Genomic DNA, 18,287 nt, shown 5'->3' on the forward strand with positions numbered 1-18,287 from the left:
TATAATTAATGATTTTGATAATCAGCAGGTTTAGAGAAACAGTTTCAATAATTTTTATATAATGATGAGGCTAGCAGCAGCAAGCGATGGTGGTTGCTAAGTTAGACGCTAATTGAACGAAGGCATGACGATGAAAAATTTGCAGGATCTACGTATTTTTATTGAGACCGCTCGCTTGGGTAGCCTATCTGCCTGTGCTCGGCACTTAGATCTATCGCCTGCCGTTGTGAGTGCAGCGGTCAAGCGATTAGAAGCGGAAATTGAGACGGTGTTGTTTGTTCGCTCTACTCGTAGGCTGCGTTTAACTAGCAAGGGTGAACAATATTTAAAGCATTGCCGAGATGCGGTGGCTATCTTAGACAATGCTTATGCAGGACTACATGACAATGATGCTGAGCTGACGGGTACAATTCGGCTGTCGGCATCATCAGATTTGGGTCGAAACCTAATTTTGCCTTGGTTGGACGATTTTATAGACATTCACCCAAAAGTGACGGTGCAGCTACATATGTCTGACAGCTATGTGGACTTGTACGGTCAGCAGATTGATTTGGCACTACGTTACGGCGCACCCAAAGATTCGTCACTGGTCGCATTACCCATAGTGTTGAATAATCGTCCTATATTGTGTGCGTCAAAGGAGTATTTGAGCAAAATTGATAAGGATATTGGTATCCCAAAAATGCCGGAAGATTTATCGCAGCATAATTGCTTACGTTTGGGTCATGATGAAAAGTATTTGAGCGAGTGGACTTTTGAGAAAGCGGGAAAGACTAAACGTGTGGCCGTGGATGGCAATCGCAGAAGTAAAGACGGTGACGTTGTACGCCGCTGGGCAGTGGCGGGTAAAGGCATCGCATTAAAGTCTCAGTTAGATATCGCCGGCGATTTAAAGGCAGGGAGACTGGTTGAGGTGGAGTTGGACGGCTGGCAAGTGGCCAACTATCCACTATATTTGATTTGTCCAGAACGGCGCTTAATCGATCCATTGTTTAATGCGGTCAAAGAATACTTGATTGAACGGGTAGAGCAGGTATTAAGGTAAAACGAAAACTAATGATGACCCTATTTAATCAGTTTTAAGATAGTTAACATTTAAATTCTCTACATGAGGTATGTTTAATCAGACGAGCAAGACAGTAGTCCCTAGACAGTAATTGCTTGATTATTATGATTATTGCCATACCTTATCAAGCACCGTAAACCAGTTTTTTGACGTCACCTTTTCAATAAGTTGGTTTGAGAAGTGACGTTGTTGCATTCGCTCAATCAGCATAGAGATTTGACTGATATCAGATAACTCATCAGGTAGTAGACAACCATCAAAATCAGATCCAAAACCAACGTGATCTTCGCCTAGATGGTCGATCAAATAATCAAGATGGTCGACAATCACATCAAGCGAGGTTTGCGTATTACGTTGTCCATCTGCACGAAGAAACGCCACATCGAAATTCATTCCAACCATACCATCGCTTTGTTTAATAGCAGCCAGCTGCTGATCAGTTAAGTTCCGTGCTTGCTGACATAAAGCGTGAGCATTTGAATGTGTCGCGACAATGGGCTGATTGGCAATCTCTAGCGTATCCCAAAAAGCACGCTCATTCATATGTGACACATCGATCAGCATCTGCTTGTCACGACATGCCAAAATAAGATCTTTGCCTTGCGTGGTCAAACCAGATCCTGTATCTGGAGAGTGCGGAAAGGATGCATTTAAGCCATCACCGAAGAGGCTCTTTCTATTCCACAGTGGTCCAATACTTCTGAGTCCTGCCTCATAAAATACATCCAGTAGGTCAGGCTGTATGGCTAAAAACTCAGCACCTTCCAAATGCAATACAATGCCCAGTTGCTTATTCTGCTGACAGGCCTGAATTTGTTCTAACGAGGTGCAAATCTGAATCTGACCGTCAGATCTTGCCTCTAGTTGCTGAGCCAGTTTCAATTGCTCACAGCAGATATCGACGATTTCTTGCGGAGTAAAATCTGAATGTGATGGGTCGGCTAATTTGTCAGGATGGTTGTTTTTCACATAAGCGTAGGGCGGCAAGAAAATAGAAAATAATCCGCCCATCCAATTCGCGTCTTTGCAGCGTTGTAAATCCAAATGTCCCGGTAACGTACCATAAATGAAATCATGTACCGGATCGGCAGCTGAACTTAGCCAAAGGCGAGTCAATAGATCGTTATGTCCATCAAATATCACAGGCTTAGTATTAGCATTCATATTTCACCTGTCACCATACGAGTAGGAATCAGTTTGTCTTTATTCAGCTGTTTATTGCTCAGTGACTTAGAATTTTTTGGATTGCGAAAGCGCAGTTCTTCAAAAGGTACAGGCGTCTCGCTGTTGATACGTGCCTCCTCAATCAGGTAGTGATAAGGCGATTTGCCACAGACAGGATCGGCGTTTTTGGCATCCCCAGTTAGCATAAACGCTTGGCAACGGCAGCCGCCATAATCGCGCTCTTTATCTGGGCAGCTTTGGCAGATATCGGGCATCCAATCGTCACCGCGAAACTGATTGAAGCTCGCAGATTCATACCAAATATCCGACAGTGGTGTATGTCGTACATTGGGAAACTGTATTGGCATCTGTCTGGCAGCATGGCAAGGCAGGGCTGTACCGTCTGGTGCCACTGTTAAGAAAATCTTGCCCCAGCCATCCATACAGGGCTTTGGACGTTCTTCATAATAATCAGGCACCACAAAAATAAGTTTGCATTTGATACCACGTTCTTCAATCTGCTTACGGTATTCATTGGTAATGCGTTCAGCTCGGACCACTTGCGCTTTGGTTGGTAGCAAACCCTCGATGTTCTCAAACGCCCAACCATAAAACTGACAAATAGCCAGCTCGACCGTGTCGGCTTCAAGCTCTAAGCAGAGGTCAATAATCTGGTCAATCTGATCGATGTTTTGCCGATGAATGACAAAGTTAAGTACCATCGGGTAATCGTACTGTTTGACCAGACGTGACATCTCATACTTTTGCTCAAAGGCATGTTTTGAACCTGCCAAGGCATTGTTGACCGTTGGATCACTGGCTTGAAAGCTAATTTGAATATGCTGAAGACCTGCTTCTTTTAAACGCGCAATCCGAGCTTCAGTCAATCCCATACCCGACGTGATTAAGTTAGTATAAAAACCTTGATTATGCGCATAAGCGACCAGTTCTTCTAGGTCTTGACGAACCAGTGGTTCACCGCCAGAAAAACCAAGCTGCACCGCGCCCATTTGCCGCGCCTGATCAAATACATCAAACCATTCTTGCGTCGTTAGCTCCTCTTTATACTGAGCATAATCAATGGGGTTTGAGCAATAAGGGCATTGTAAGGGGCAGCGATAGGTCAGCTCAGCAAGCAGCCATAGCGGTAGCCCGACTGGCGCAGTCATACTAAATCAATCCAATGTTCACGCTGGGCGACCAGCATATATTCAATGATGTCTTGTTCGATTTCGGGAATATCACCAAACATAGCTTGTACCTTTTGGATAATATCAGCAATGGACGCTTGACCATCAATATGTTGCCCAATGATGCTCGCACTGTCATTGAGCTTAATCATACCTTCAGGGTACAGTAAGACATAGGCGTTTTGTGCTGGCTCAAATTGAAAACGATAACCGTGACGCCATACCGGTACGATGGATTGATCCAGCTCAGGTAAACTAGCAGGTATACTCATTTAAACAATCCTTTATGCCAGACATTGTCAGTGGTAACGCTTTGATAAGGGGCTTGATTATGCACATAGGCCAAGCTCAAGGCATCCAAGATCGTCCACAAAATATCGAGTTTAAATTGTAATATCTCAAGCATGCGTTCTTGCTGCTCGGCTGTTTTGAACGAGTCTAAGGTGATGGTCAGACCATGCTCAACATCACGGCGAGCTTGACTCAAGCGCGAGCGGAAGTAAGTGTACCCTTCTTCCTTAATCCAAGGGTAATGCTTGGGCCACGACTCTAAACGTGACTGGTGAATTTGCGGGGCAAACAGCTCGGTCAGTGAGCTACTAGCGGCTTCTCGCCATGAGCTACGCCGCGCAAAGTTCACATAAGCATCCACGGCAAAACGCACACCCGGTAGCACCAGCTCTTCAGAAATCACCTGCTCACGGGTCAAACCAACTGCTTCTGCCAGACCTAACCATGCTTCACGACCACCGCCGTCAGGATATACGCCATCTTGATCAATCATGCGTTGAATCCATTCTTGACGTACGCGCTGATCAGGACAGTTTGCCATAATGGCCGCATCTTTTAGTGGAATGTTGATTTGATAATAAAAACGGTTGGCGACCCACGCTTGGATTTGCTGCTGGGTCGCTTTGCCTTCATGCATCATGATATGAAAAGGATGGTGGATATGATAATACTGACCTTTTGCCATAATCGCTTGTTCAAACGCTTCTGGGCTTAGCGCTGTGTTTTCTTCTTGCATTGTTCTCACCTTACGATTGCTATCTTTGCCTTACCGTTTGTCTTAAAGCTCAATCTGCATACCATCAAATGCTACTTCAACACCATGTTGTTTTAATGTCGCAGCATGTTCAGACTGTTCATTCAATATCGGATTGGTATTATTGATATGGATCAGCACCTTATGAGCGTTATCGAGCTGGTCTAGATAATGCAGCGAGCCATCTTCACCACTAATATGTAAATGCCCCATGTCTTGGCCGGTTTTCGTACCGACACCGCACTCTTGCATTTCATTGTCCGTCCATAGCGTACCGTCAATCATTACGCAATCAGAGCTTTTCATGATCTGCATCACTTGATCGTCAATTTTACCGAGACCTGGCGCATAAAAGAGTTGTTTTTGTGTTTTCAAGTCTTTTACAATCAGGGCAATATTGTCGCCATCATGAGGGTCATTGCGATGCGGAGAGTAGGGCGGTGCAGAGCTTCTAATCACTAAAGGCGTCAATTCTAAATTGTCAAATCCTTCAATCTTAAACGTCTTTTCTGGATCAATTTGATTATATTGCAAGCCGCCATTCCAGTGCTTCAACATGTTAAAGAGAGGAAATCCTGTCGTTAGATCTTGATAGACCATGTCAGTACACCAAACAGGAATTGGACAACCTTCACGCAGGGTCAATAGCCCCGTCGTATGGTCAAGCTGACTGTCCATCAAGACCACATTGGTGATGCCGGTATCTCTCAATTGACGTGCTGGCTGTGCTGCCTTGAACTCAAATAATTGTTGGCGGATATCAGGGGACGCGTTGAATAAGATCCAATCCACACCATTTTCTGATATGGCTATCGAAGATTGGGTACGGGTCTTTGCCTGAATCGTGCCTTGACGCACACCGTGGCAATTATCGCAGTTACAGTTCCACTGCGGGAAACCACCACCAGCAGCTGAGCCTAAAACGTGAATATACATAAATCAATATTTCCAAAAAAATAAAAGCCCTAATCATCTAGGGCTTTTAATGGATTGAGTGCTAATAAGTTTTAGCGTGCTTCGAAATACATAGTCACTTCGAAACCGATACGAATGTCTTGAAAAGCTGGTTTGGTCCACTGCATGGGATTACTCCGGAACGATCTTACTATTTAAGAAGTAAGATTAATAAAGTGAATGAGTGATAAAGGGTAGTATAAGCTGCCCCCCGCTGTCAATTTCTTAGATGTTAGTAAAGCGTTAACGAGCATCGATTAAGCAGTCTTTTATAGCACAAATGAAAGCCTATTTATCATACCGAAAAGACAGTATATCGAGCATAAGATTAAAAATATCTTTGAATAGTTTGAGTATAAATTATAACTATAAAAAATCTGCTCGAAGTGAGTTAAGCGTATTTCGAGAACTTATGAGTTATACAGATATATTGCAAAAACCGAATTTATCTATAAAGTAATAGATTAACTTGATAGATACTGGAGCCTGAAGATGATTGCTGAATTACAAGGCAGTGAGTTAACCAAAGCAATCTTGGAAAATGTCAGCAACTATGTATGGTGCGCTGTCAGCAACGTTAGCGATGATTATGCTATAGCAACCATAGATAATGGTTACTACGAATTATTGGTTCCTATTGTAGCCTTTAATAATGACCAGTTCGTTTGTGATAAAGGTGATCTATGGGAGTACGCTGTCTCAGTAAAGAGAGTGGCACTTACTCATGATGATGTAGGGCTATAACTCATTATCAATATAATGACTGTTACGTTCTACATACAGATTAGTTTTACAGCCTATGCATGAAAATCTACCATCTGTCTACAACTTCTGTACTATCTATTTATAAGCTCATCTGTCTAACCACCAATATTTTGCAACGATAGATAAAACAGGTTCGAAGATGCTCAAGCGATTGCTGTTACAAAACCGCTTGTTTAGCTTACTAATCATTGTCATTGAATAGGAGTAACAACATGGATACGGTAATTGTTGGAAGCGAACTAACTCGTTCAATGCTTGAGGATGGTCATCAAAGTATATGGTGTGCTGTCAGTGACGAGAGTGATGAGAACGCTATAGAAGATCAGGTAGGTAATGACTTCACATCTCGCATTGTGGCTTTTGAAGATGGCCAGTTCTATTGTACGGGCGGTATGCCTTGGAAATATGCAGTGCCAATTGGGATCGTTGCATTGACGCGATATGACTTTTCTTTTTAGTGAACAACATAACTTAGATAGGTTTGGATAGTTATCGCCGAAAGCAAACCCTAATATTAAGATATTTAGTTAGATAAAATGCGCGACTGACAAGGCCATTCAAGCGATGTAATATACAGCTTGAATGGCCTTTTGTGTTTTAGAGCCAGTTTGAAAGCTATTTATTATTTCAAAAAATCAGGCTGCATAAAGGCTGGGTTTGGATAAGTGTAGAAACCTTCACCAGTCGCGAATCCTAATTTGTTTTGATCGATTAATTGCTCTTTTAAATATTGAGCAGCCTTGAACCTCACAGGATTTTGAGTTTTTTCAGCAGATAGTTTTGTGATGTTGTAGGCAGTGTTGATACCGATAGTGTCCAATATGGCAAAGGGGCCTGACGGCGCGCCAGTTACTATCATCCACGTTTTATCTATCGTATGTGGATCGGCAACTTCTTTTGCAACCAATTGCAAAGCTGCATCTATAAAAGGCGCCAACAAACTGTTCATGATATAGCCGGGTTGCTCCTTATCCAGCGGCATTGCCACCATACCGATGGCAGTAGCAAAAGCAACAACCTCATCAAATACTTTAGGATCTGTCCCAGGATGTCCCATGATTTCGGCGACATTATGCATCCAAATTTTATTGGCAAAGTGTAGCGCTAAAAACTTCGCAGGTCGTCCCGTTGATTCTGCAAACTGGCTAGGAAGTAAGGTTGAGGTATTGGTCGCAAAGATGGTTTTCTCTGGCGCTAGTTTGGCAAGTTTTTCATAAAATTCGATTTTAATTTCAGGAATTTCGGGTATGGCCTCAATCATTAGGTCAGCATCTTTGACCGCTTCTGCTAAATCTGAGGTGTAGCTGAGATTATCAAAAGCCTTATCCAGCTGCTCTTGAGTTGCTCTCAAATCCTTTCTAAAGGCCTTGCACATCAATTGAAATTTTGACTTTGCTTTTTCTAAAACCTCATCATTGATGTCATAGACACTGACATTAAAACCATGAAATGCGGCTTGAAAAGCAATCTGATAGCCTAGGATGCCGCTTCCCGCGACAGTTACATTTTTATACGTCATTGTATTTATTTCCTAATAGTAGTGGATATAAGTTGCTAGATAAATGTCTAGAACTTATAGACCTATTATTAGATTGTTTTACCCTATTATTCAACCTTCATTTTTATAAAAACATTTAAGAGAACCTAAAAATATCGCTATGCAAGTATCAGATAAGTTTATACTACTTGACTTCTTATATTGTTAAATAATTCAATAACTTAATAATAATATTACTAGCTTCACACCTAATGATTTTACGATAACTGAAGGCTAGTTTAATATCATATTGACATTTTTAATGACTGTTGATGTCAAAATATTGTCGACGAGGTTGTAAAGGAGGACGTAAGCAGTGATGTACGATGAAAATCGCATTTAACGTATTCAACATATAATGAAGGCTATTATCACTATTATTATTCTTACGTATAAATCCGTTGCCACATTCGAAGGTTTACACCTGTATCACGCGCCATTTTCCAACTGTGCCATGCGCGTAAGGATTGCATTAGCGGAGAAGTAGCTAGAGTGGACAAGCCTATTGACCTGTCTAAAGGTTATTAGCAGTAGTAAGCCTGTTTTTGATGTAATGATTCTCGCAAATGCGATACAAGCAGTTTCAACTTTTGGTCCGGTTGCCGCGCCTTGGGGTAAACCGCATACATACCCATTTTCTTTCGTGTAAAGCGCTGCAAAATCTGAGTGAGCGTGTTTTGCTGCATTTCTTCATAAACAAGTGCTTGTGGTAAAAAGGCGATACCTAGGTCGCTGAGAGTCGCTTGTTTAATCGCATTAAGATGATTGCTATGAAACTGCCCCTGTACAGGAAGCAATTGCTCCGTGCCATCTATGTATAGCGGCCATATACCATTCGCCGTATGATCAAACCTATAGACCAAACACTCATGACTCCGTAATTGTTCAGGGGTTTGAGGTGTACCGTGTCGCTCTAAATAGTCTGGTGTCGCACATATGACCCACTGGCTATCTATAAGGCGTCTTGCAATGAGTGATGAGTCTTCAAGCTCTGCTGTCCTTATCGCCAGATCAAATCCTTCTTCTATCAAATCAACCAATCGATTGGTAATCTGTAAATCTACTGATATTTCTGGGTGTTGTTTACAGAATTCGGCAATAGATTTGCTTAATATTAGATTTGCAGAGACCGCTGGCATGGTTATACGTATGTTACCTTTCATGTCCTCACCATAGCCTGTAACGGCATTTTCAGCTTCCTGAAAGGCAAATTTAGCGATTTTAGCTTTGTTATAAAGCGTCCTTCCTGCATCGGTTAAGCTTAACTTTCTGGTTGTCCTATACAGTAGCTGTGCATTTAAGCTTTCTTCTAATCTTGCAATACGTTTGCTTACCACTGAATTCGTTAATGACAGCTTTTCAGCGACCCGAGAAAATGACCCTTCATCAACCACTTGGACGAATAAAACCATATCGTCAGCTTTGCCCATACTTGTTCCCCAATTGGTGTAATACGTTTTGGATTATAGCAAAAAGAGAAAATAACATTGTCCTTTGATGCAATATATAAATGTATCGACAAGGCGTAGAATATTTTAGGGAATTTTGAATATTTAATCGATACACTGATGAGCAATTACTGTGCATGGCGGCTTGAAAGGTTCTAATCACTATTTTACCTACCATCTATTATGTGTTGTTCTGCGGGATCATCGTCATGGCTGCCATTTATATCTTTGGTTTTCAAGGGCCTTTAGCGTCATGAGTGACACACAATCACCAAATAAAGAGCGTCATATGCCATCATCAAATAGAACCTCATCAAACCTTTTCTCATTAAATATAGCACATCAAGACCAAGACACACTTCATCCTGAGCAAGTGTTAGACAAGCTAACCCATTTACTGGGAGCCGGCAATGTACAGACCGATCCAGAAAAAAACGAACACTATAGAATGGGGTGGCGCTCTGGTGGCGGCAATGCTTTGGCTGTTTTGTTTCCGCAAACACTGCTGGAGATTTGGCGTAGCTTAGAGATATGTGTGGAAGGCGACTGTATTATTATCATGCAAGCAGCAAAAACGGGACTGACTGAAGGCTCAACCCCGAGCGGTAATGACTACGATAGACCAGTGGTTGTGATTAATACCCTTGCAATGAATCAGTTGTATTTGGTGAATGATAACGAGCAAGTGATTAGCTTACCTGGCGCCACGTTGCACCAGTTGCAAAGTCAGCTTAAAGCCGTAAATAGAGCACCTCACTCGGTCATCGGTTCATCGACGTTAGGTGCATCTATCATTGGCGGTGTCTCTAATAATTCAGGTGGGGCACTGGTTAAAAGAGGTCCTGCTTATACCGAGCTGGCATTGTTTGCCCAAATAGACAAGCACGGTCAGCTAGTATTGGTTAATCACCTAGATGTAGAGTTGGGAGATACTCCAGAAGAAATACTCACTAACTTACAAACAGGTAATTTTGATAAAAGAGCATTACCTGATACTGGTAAGATGGCATCTGACAAAGAATATATCGCCAGAGTCAAAGACGTTAATGCAAGTACGCCAAGTCGTTTCAATGCGGATAAGCGAAGACTGTATGAAGCAAGCGGCTGCGCTGGCAAGCTGGCGGTATTTGCAGTGCGTCTTGATACCTATCCAACCGCTGTAAAAGAGAAAACCTTTTATATAGGCACCAACAGTGTGAGTGAGCTTGCACAGCTCAGAAGGAAAATATTATCGAGCTTCGATAATATCCCTGAAGTGTGTGAGTACATGCATCGTGATATATTTGATGTATCTGCTAAATACGGAAAAGACACGTTCCTGAGTATTAAGCATCTCGGTACCAACGCCTTACCTAGATTGTTTTCTATCAAAGGCGCTATGGATGCAAAATTCCATAAATGGTCATGGATGCCAAAGCATTTCACTGACAAAGTCATGCAGTTCATCGCCAATATATTTCCAAAGCATTTACCGAAGCGAATGCTAGAGTATCGCGACCAATATGAGCATCATCTCATCTTAAAAATGAGTGATGACGGCATAGCAGAAGCACAGGATTTTCTGAAGGTGTTTTTCGACGCTTCAAATACGGGTAACTATTTTGAATGTAGTCAAGAAGAATCAGAAAGCGCCTTTTTACATCGCTTTGCCGCTGCAGGTGCTGCATTACGTTATGAAGTGATACATGAAAAAGACGTCGGCGATATATTGGCATTGGATATTGCTATACCACGTAACGAATTAGAATGGCTCGAAACGTTACCTGAAGACATTGAACAACACTTAGAAAAGAAGCTGTATTACGGACACTTCTTTTGTTATGTATTTCATCAAGACTATATTCTGAAGAAGGGTAGTGATGCACATCTTGTTAAAAAGATGATGTTAGAGCTACTGAGCGCACGCGGAGCCAAATATCCTGCTGAGCATAATGTCGGACATCTATACGAAGCAGAACCTGATTTGCAGAACTTTTATAAAAGCTTGGACCCAACCAATACCTTTAATCCGGGTATTGGTAAAATGTCGAAAACCAAACGCAATTGCTCGTGTTGTTTATAACTGAACTCTATAACTGATATTTAAAACTGGCCGTGGGCTGATTATTTATCAGTAGCTAAGTTGCTGAATAGTTCAGTGTTTGTCTATTATAAATTGTTCAATACATCCTCAGAAGCACTGCCGATTGGTAGTGCTTTTTTATTATTTCTCGGTAAATGTATCAGCAGCCTCGAGTTCAGAAGCACATTTATTCAAAATGATTTTGTTATCTATTGTTAAATACCAGTCGATGCTATGTATAATGCAGCACTAGCATAGCTTTCACTCAGTATGGCTTTCACTCATATGCCTTTAATAAGAAGATTACATTATGTCAAACAAGCGTCCTTTATATATTCCTGTTGCTGGACCCGCTCTCTTAGAGACACCTTTACTGAATAAAGGTAGTGCTTTTTCATCAGAAGAACGTAGTAGCTTTAATTTAACTGGATTATTACCTCACAATATTGAAACGATTGAGGAGCAATCATTACGTGCTTATCATCAACTAAGCTCATTCACTGATGCGATGGATAAGCATATTTACTTGCGTAACATCCAAGATACCAATGAAACCTTATTTCATCATCTAATTGAGCAGCATATCGAAGAAGTCATGCCGCTCATTTATACCCCAACCGTTGGTCAGGCGTGTGAAAAATTCTCGCAAATTTATCGTCGTAAACGTGGTTTGTTTATCTCATATCCTGAGCGTCACAAAATTGACGACATGCTACAAAATGCCACCAAACAAAACGTCAAAGTGATCGTTGTTACTGACGGTGAACGTATCTTGGGCCTAGGGGATCAGGGTATTGGCGGTATGGGTATTCCAATCGGTAAGTTGTCTTTATACACGGCTTGTGGTGGTATTAGCCCAGCTTACTGTCTACCTATTTTGCTGGATGTCGGCACCAATAACCAACAGTTGCTTGATGATCCTATGTATATGGGCTGGAGAAATCCGCGCATCTCTGGCGATGAATATAATGAATTTGTGGACTTATTTATTCAAGCCGTTAAGCGCCGTTGGCCAGAAGTGTTATTGCAATTTGAAGATTTTGCTCAGGAAAACGCGACCCCTTTATTGAATAAATATCGTGATCAGCTATGCTGCTTTAATGATGATATTCAAGGGACTGCTGCGGTATCGGTTGGTACTCTGATTGCAGCGTGTCTAAATAAAGGTCAAAAACTTAGCCAACAGAATATCGCATTTTTAGGCGCAGGGTCTGCAGGTTGCGGTATTGCTGAGCATATTATTCGCCAAATGCAGCGTGAAGGATTGACTGAAGAGCAAGCTCGTAGTCAAGTGTTCATGGTTGACCGTTATGGCTTGCTAACAGATGGCATGACAGAGCTGCAAAAATTCCAAGAACCGTTAGTACAAAAAGAATCAGCTATTGCCAGCTGGGATAAAAGTAAAAAACTCGGCTTAGCGCAAGTGGTTAAACAAGCAAAAATCACCGTATTATTTGGTGTTAGCGGACAAAAAGGTCTGTTCACCCAAGAAGTGATCGAATCGCTATGTGCTAATACTGAGCACCCAATTGTACTACCACTTTCAAATCCAACGTCTCGTGTGGAGGCAACACCGCAAGAAGTCATGAATTGGAGTAAAGGTAAGGCCATTGTTGCGACGGGTAGTCCGTTTCCTCATACCACTTATAACGGTCAGTCTTTTGAGGTTTCTCAGTGTAATAACAGCTATATTTTCCCTGGTATTGGTCTAGGTGTTTTAGCAGCACGTGCGACAGGTATCAGCGATAATATGCTAACGGCAGCAAGCCAAGCCCTTGCAGATATATCAATGGAATACGAAAAAGCACCTGGTGCCATCCTACCGCCGATCAAAGTTATCAGAGAGATCAGTGAAAAAATAGCATATGCAGTGGCATTGCAAGCGGCTCAAGATAAGCTAGCACTACCTATCACATCGGAAAATTTACAACGCCGATTAAAAGCGAACTTTTGGTTACCTGAATATCGTAACTATCGCCGGACTTCTTTCTAGGTTAGAGATTAGATAGTTAGCTATTATCAATATTGCAAACACCATAAAAAATCACCTTAACTTGAAAAGTTAGGGTGATTTTTTTATCTATGTAGTTATATAAAACTATAAGATCTGTATGGTCGCTTAGCTTGTTTTAGTTATGTGTAAGTCCATGATTTTGACGGTATCTTATTTGGCGGTATTGGTCGATACCGTCAAAAGTAACCAAGATATACCCTTGTTATTCCTTACTAGCCCTGCCTATTTCTTCTTAAACGTAAAAAAACCCTTGTAGCGTAAGGCTTACAAGGGTTTAATCGGTATTACTCATATCTTAATTGGTGCGCCCACCACGCAACGACTAAATTAGCGTAATCCTTTAATATTAAGGGATAATATTGTTAGGTATTTATTTTTAACAACAAATTTAACAACTTCTTAAGGTCTATTGATTTGCCATTCGATTGATATTGGCTTTCATATCATGAATGACCTGATTGGATAAATTTTCCTCAATAGTATAACTACTAATAGTCAAAAAATCTTCAGCCACTGATGCTACCTGATCAATAAAAGCTTGTGCCTTGTTTTGCTTAATATTAGCCAGTTTAGCTGGTTTGATTCTCTAGATTTTTCAGCATAGGTCAACTATCTTGCCAGTTATACCATCTATTTGATAGTTTTAATATCTCATGTGATAACTAAAATACAGAGCTAATTATCTACATCATCAAACCCCAATATTGACAATATGACCTAAGTAAGATGCCGAATTAAAAAAGGTTACCGAGGCTATATTTAGTATATCGTTGGAAACCTCTTTTTAAGCTTTTAATATTTACAGATAAGTATGTATATTCATTATAATCAGATTTACAGTATCTCGATGGCGGAGTCATCATCACCTAAGCAATAACAACTGAGAAAACTGGATTTCATGCCTCAGCCTTCTACGCTATACAGATAATAGCATGTATGGATTTTTTGACTCATCCCAGTAAAATAAATCCATGACATATGGGAATGTGACCTGATATTTGAGTGCCATAGCATCAGTCTGTGCTATCTAATAAGTTATAGCTTGATTTAAGGTAAGGTGTCAGAAAGTATGCTGAGGCAATAAAGGAGGGTAATAGACAAAGTAAGATAATATATTTGAGGTTATAAAAACACTAATAGACATTAATTGTACTAAGTGTCACAGTTGTAGTTTAAGGAAAAATAGCTCAAAAGCTATGGCAAACAGAAATATCAGCGTAAAGACTGTTGCAGATAATTTATTGGCGACCATTCTCTGAACTACTAAAAATAAACCTTTAAAACGCAAGCTAAATTCAAACTCTTACCCTCAAGCCAGTTTGTTCATTTTAGGCTTAGATCTGCTGGTTGAGGGCTTGCGTTTGGTATTTATCAATTACGATACTTCAGTATTTCAACAGTTAACCAGCTTTTCAACCGTTAAAGGTGAGGTGGGGCTGATTTTTTGTCGCATGCTGAGAAAATTTTTATACTATTTATATGGTGACATTTTCCACTATCTCTCTAAATTTATTTAGAGAGATAGATCAACGCCTTGTGGGTCTTTTTTAATCGTGTAAAGTGTGAATAGTGAAATTAATGAGACGATAGTAATGTACAAACCAATCATCCATGACTGTTGATAAGTTGCCATAATCCATTGCGCAATCATCGGAGCGAACGCACCACCAATAATGGAACCTAATGCATAGCTGATGGATACCCCTGAAAAACGTACTTTTGCAGGGAACATTTCAGCAAATAGGGCTGATAATGGACCATAAGTAAAACCTAGGGGAATAGCCCAAACCACTAATGCTAGCATAAATAAAATGGGAGATTTGGTATCAATCAAAAACCACATTGGAATCGACCATAACGACAATAAGATATAGCCTAATTTAAAAATCTTTAGACGACCAATCTTATCACCTAACATGCCGCCCCAAAGGGTTGATACTAACCAAGAGAAAGCAGCCGCAACTACGATTAGCATGGTTAAAGTAGGGCTAAGTCCTAAGGCTTTTTGACCGTAACCCACCATAAAAGCGATGAGAATATAACCACCTGCATTCACTCCCATAAAGATTAAAGCCGCTTTAAGAACTGTTGGCGTGTGATCTTTGAATAACAATGACAATGGTGCAGAGGCTTCTGCTTTACGACGATGCATGGCTTCAAACACTGGTGATTCTTTAACCGAACGACGGATAAAGGTGCCCACGATGATTAATGCAATCGATAATATAAATGGAATGCGCCAACCCCACTCGAGGTAGGCTTCTTTACCCAAAATTAAATTTAAGAGCAGCAGGACACCAGTCGCTAAAATCATACCGATGGGCACGCCAATCTGTGGGTAAGCCCCAAATAGTGAGCGTTTATCAAACCCCAATTTTGGCAAACTCACCTGAGTAAATTTCCGAATCCAAAAAGGGTGCTAACAATATGCCATATATAGCGTTAGCACCCTTTTTTTACTAGCTATATTTAATCATTGTCGATATTTATTCATCAAACTAATAATCTTAAACCCTCATTAATAAGGCTATAAGCATCTAAGAAATTATTACTTAATCCATAAAATAATTTTATTAAAAGTATAATTGTCAGTGAGCTTTAGCACTAGCCAGCTGTTTAAAGACTAATAAACAAGATGATAAATACTAAAAGGGCTGCTAATGCGCCGAAGCGACCTAGTGCAAGGTCATCATGATTAAACCCGTCAGTATGAATTTATATCTCAGATTATCGATTACGATAACAAGGATATAGAGAAGCTAAGTCTTTATGCTCGCTATTTGCAACCTATGCTACGTGAGAGGCTCGATGATGATAAGGTTTGTTTCAGTAATATTATCATGAGTCACTACCGCCTTTCTGAGCTACGTCAACAGGACTCAAAGCTGCAATAAGGTAGTTTCTATCCGCTGAATACTGGTAGCAGTGGAGCTGGCAATACTAAGGATAAATAAGAGAACTGGCTATCCAGAATAGTCGCAATGTTAAATGGGCAATTCGATACTGAAAATCTGACCGATAGATACTTAAATAATTACTCGCAAACTACCTGGGATAAAGTCAACTAAAACCAAATCGTCATGAATACGAATAGAGTTAGTGTTTTAAGTGAGAGGGGGTTGATTATGTCAGATAAAAACATCAGTTTTTTAGCTGAAAGTAGATTTGATTATTTATTTGCTAATAAAGTCACTTCTCCACATAGCATGCTCACATACTGCACAAAACCAATTCTCTTTTGCCCGCATATAGGCGATATCAGCAGGTACTTCAATTGGACAGGCACTACCACAATATTCACAGCAAACATCATCTAAGCAAGCATAGCATTGGCTTATAGTTTCAAATAATGTTTGCGAGCTAATATTGTATTTTTGACAGAGCATACGCACATAATCTACATAGCTAGTTTTATGATTATAGGCCCAGTAATCCTCACAGACCCGCTTATCCCAAGAATTTTGTATCATGCTCCATTCAACCTCTACCATGTCAAGGTAGCTCGACCAAAGTACATATTATGATAATATCTTACACATATTGATATTTATAGCCTGTAGGTATTATATGATCGAATAATCGCGATGTAAATTATAATATAATAAAATTTAACTCGTATTTGGGCACTGTATTTCTATAGTGTTTTTACCTCTACTCAAACTCTTCTTAGGATAGGAAACTATGTGTGTTCGTTGAGAATCTATTCTTATTACGTCTACTATTGTCGTTTTTGAACTTATACATATTGTTTCTATTGCTTATTCTCTGCATGATATAAGGAGATTAATGTTCTAATCTCTGCATATCTCTGGGGAACATACGAAGCGTATTACTTATATTGATTAGCATTCAAATTGAACTGAATGGCAATGGTCGGACAAAAGCTATCGTTGCCATTTATCAGTCGTGTGCGGATATTACAAAGAAGTTTACTAGGAAAGCTGCTAATACTAGGATTCGATCTGAAAGTTGAGGCACAGTTAGATGCGGTGACCTTAGAGATTATTAAAAATTCTGAGATAGAAGGTGAGACGCTAAATGGTGAACAAATGCGCTCCTTAGTTGCGCGGTATTTAGGGTTAGATAGTGCCAGCATGCCAACCACTACTCGTGAAATTGATGCGGTGGTAGAGATGATACTAAGTGCCACCTATTATTACCAACAGCCTGTTGTAAGATGATTTACTTGGATGGCATCGAGCATTATTTCCAGATGGATATAGTGGTCTCTATCGTATTCAAGCAGGTAGTATTCGTACGGCACTACGAGATATTAATGATTTAGTAGAAAAGGGTATGATACAAAAATCTGTAGCATCAGGGCGTAGTACAAGCTATGAGCTTGTTTGATAAAGGTAGCCCTTAATTACTTACTTTAATCGAGTTACAACGTTAAGATTTTGGTTTAAAAGGTTTTGAGAACTGTAGGATTAAAAAACCAACTATTGATAATATAATAGCAATCTCATAACGGCTATAAGCCACTGATATCCCAATTGCGGCTGTATTCCATAATCCAGCGGCTGTAGCCGTTCCTTTCGCGCCATTCTCATCTTTAAAGATTGCACCGCCGCCGATAAAACCCATACCAGTAATTATGCCATACATAATTCTAGCTTCTGCATCAGACCCTTGATAAATATCCATCCCTACTAGCATAAAAGCACATGAAGCAATGGTAACTAAGGGAAAGGTTCTGAGACCAGCTCCATTATCTTCAAGCTCGCGATTGAGAGCAATAGGTAGAGACAGTATAAAGGCAATACTGAGTTGAAGAGAGTGATATATAAAAATCTTTAAACTAATATCAAAGTTAAACATAATGGCTACTCAAAATATATTTAAGGCTAGAGCTATTCTCAGGATAAAACATAGTGTACCTAAAAAATTGTATTTAATATAATGTAATAAAATGTATATTTTTTTAAGAGAGTTAATTAAATATAAATTAAAGGTGATAGCTATATTTGTAGTAAAAATAAAATTGCTCACATTAATTAGACATAAGAATAAATTTAGTTAGAATATTAATAATATTATAT

Annotated in this window: 17 protein-coding genes; 6 read left to right on the top strand and 11 right to left on the bottom strand. The window is 40.2% G+C overall.

Annotated elements, in window-relative coordinates:
• Window positions 1–130: 130 nt before the first annotated feature.
• Complete coding sequence (locus QL886_RS00455) at window positions 131–1,045, top strand: LysR family transcriptional regulator (protein ID WP_238070080.1); 915 nt, start codon at window positions 131–133, stop codon at window positions 1,043–1,045.
• A gap of 129 nt (window positions 1,046–1,174) precedes the next feature.
• Here QL886_RS00455 and QL886_RS00460 read toward each other — a convergent pair whose 3' ends face one another.
• The 6 genes from QL886_RS00460 to pqqA form a co-directional block, all read right to left on the bottom strand.
• Entirely contained in the window at window positions 1,175–2,230 is a 1,056-nt protein-coding gene (locus QL886_RS00460) for a dipeptidase (RefSeq protein ID WP_290177279.1), read from the bottom strand.
• On the bottom strand, window positions 2,227–3,399 hold the full coding sequence (gene pqqE, locus QL886_RS00465; RefSeq protein ID WP_290177280.1) for a pyrroloquinoline quinone biosynthesis protein PqqE: 1,173 nt from the start codon (window positions 3,397–3,399) through the stop codon (window positions 2,227–2,229). The genes QL886_RS00460 and pqqE overlap by 4 nt, the downstream gene beginning before the upstream one ends.
• Window positions 3,396–3,692, bottom strand: a complete 297-nt coding sequence (gene pqqD, locus QL886_RS00470; protein WP_057760106.1) for a pyrroloquinoline quinone biosynthesis peptide chaperone PqqD — start codon at window positions 3,690–3,692, stop codon at window positions 3,396–3,398. The genes pqqE and pqqD overlap by 4 nt, the downstream gene beginning before the upstream one ends.
• Window positions 3,689–4,447 carry a pyrroloquinoline-quinone synthase PqqC gene (gene pqqC / locus QL886_RS00475; protein WP_290177281.1) on the bottom strand — a complete coding sequence of 253 codons (759 nt, stop codon included), beginning with the start codon at window positions 4,445–4,447 and terminating at the stop codon, window positions 3,689–3,691. The genes pqqD and pqqC overlap by 4 nt, the downstream gene beginning before the upstream one ends.
• A 42-nt stretch (window positions 4,448–4,489) precedes the next feature.
• Window positions 4,490–5,401 (bottom strand): pyrroloquinoline quinone biosynthesis protein PqqB, encoded by a 912-nt coding sequence (pqqB, locus tag QL886_RS00480; RefSeq protein ID WP_290177282.1) that lies wholly within the window; start codon window positions 5,399–5,401, stop codon window positions 4,490–4,492.
• Between the two features lie 71 nt (window positions 5,402–5,472).
• Window positions 5,473–5,547 (bottom strand): pyrroloquinoline quinone precursor peptide PqqA, encoded by a 75-nt coding sequence (gene pqqA / locus QL886_RS00485; RefSeq protein ID WP_082894360.1) that lies wholly within the window; start codon window positions 5,545–5,547, stop codon window positions 5,473–5,475.
• A 364-nt stretch (window positions 5,548–5,911) separates the two neighbouring features.
• Here pqqA and QL886_RS00490 point away from each other — a divergent pair, with 364 nt between their 5' ends.
• On the top strand, window positions 5,912–6,163 hold the full coding sequence (locus QL886_RS00490) for a hypothetical protein (RefSeq protein WP_191115314.1): 252 nt from the start codon (window positions 5,912–5,914) through the stop codon (window positions 6,161–6,163).
• 233 nt (window positions 6,164–6,396) lie between these two features.
• Window positions 6,397–6,642 carry a hypothetical protein gene (locus QL886_RS00495; protein ID WP_290177283.1) on the top strand — a complete coding sequence of 82 codons (246 nt, stop codon included), beginning with the start codon at window positions 6,397–6,399 and terminating at the stop codon, window positions 6,640–6,642.
• A 164-nt stretch (window positions 6,643–6,806) separates the two neighbouring features.
• Here the strand turns inward: QL886_RS00495 and QL886_RS00500 are convergent, their stop codons facing one another.
• Both QL886_RS00500 and QL886_RS00505 read right to left on the bottom strand, forming a co-directional pair.
• Complete coding sequence (locus QL886_RS00500; protein WP_290177284.1) at window positions 6,807–7,703, bottom strand: 3-hydroxyacyl-CoA dehydrogenase; 897 nt, start codon at window positions 7,701–7,703, stop codon at window positions 6,807–6,809.
• A gap of 542 nt (window positions 7,704–8,245) precedes the next feature.
• A complete protein-coding gene (locus QL886_RS00505; protein WP_290177285.1) occupies window positions 8,246–9,151 on the bottom strand; it encodes a LysR family transcriptional regulator in 906 nt (301 codons plus the stop codon).
• 271 nt (window positions 9,152–9,422) lie between these two features.
• On the opposite strand from QL886_RS00505, the gene dld reads away from it, so the two are divergent.
• Window positions 9,423–11,231 carry a D-lactate dehydrogenase gene (dld, locus tag QL886_RS00510; protein WP_290177286.1) on the top strand — a complete coding sequence of 603 codons (1,809 nt, stop codon included), beginning with the start codon at window positions 9,423–9,425 and terminating at the stop codon, window positions 11,229–11,231.
• 310 nt (window positions 11,232–11,541) lie between these two features.
• Window positions 11,542–13,224, top strand: a complete 1,683-nt coding sequence (locus QL886_RS00515; protein ID WP_101205849.1) for an NAD-dependent malic enzyme — start codon at window positions 11,542–11,544, stop codon at window positions 13,222–13,224.
• 1,534 nt (window positions 13,225–14,758) lie between these two features.
• Here QL886_RS00515 and QL886_RS00520 read toward each other — a convergent pair.
• Both QL886_RS00520 and QL886_RS00525 read right to left on the bottom strand, forming a co-directional pair.
• Window positions 14,759–15,634, bottom strand: a complete 876-nt coding sequence (locus QL886_RS00520; protein WP_290177287.1) for an MFS transporter — start codon at window positions 15,632–15,634, stop codon at window positions 14,759–14,761.
• A 784-nt stretch (window positions 15,635–16,418) separates the two neighbouring features.
• Window positions 16,419–16,736 carry a hypothetical protein gene (locus tag QL886_RS00525; RefSeq protein ID WP_290177288.1) on the bottom strand — a complete coding sequence of 106 codons (318 nt, stop codon included), beginning with the start codon at window positions 16,734–16,736 and terminating at the stop codon, window positions 16,419–16,421.
• A gap of 372 nt (window positions 16,737–17,108) precedes the next feature.
• Here QL886_RS00525 and QL886_RS00530 point away from each other — a divergent pair, with 372 nt between their 5' ends.
• A complete protein-coding gene (locus QL886_RS00530) occupies window positions 17,109–17,426 on the top strand; it encodes a DUF4172 domain-containing protein (RefSeq protein ID WP_290177289.1) in 318 nt (105 codons plus the stop codon).
• 211 nt (window positions 17,427–17,637) lie between these two features.
• On the opposite strand, the gene QL886_RS00535 is transcribed toward QL886_RS00530, so the two are convergent.
• Window positions 17,638–18,066, bottom strand: a complete 429-nt coding sequence (locus QL886_RS00535) for an MgtC/SapB family protein (RefSeq protein ID WP_290177290.1) — start codon at window positions 18,064–18,066, stop codon at window positions 17,638–17,640.
• Between the last annotated feature and the right edge of the window lie 221 nt (window positions 18,067–18,287).

It is taken from the genome of Psychrobacter sp. APC 3281 (genome assembly GCF_030407815.1).
In the GTDB taxonomy this organism is placed as follows: Bacteria; Pseudomonadota; Gammaproteobacteria; order Pseudomonadales; family Moraxellaceae; genus Psychrobacter.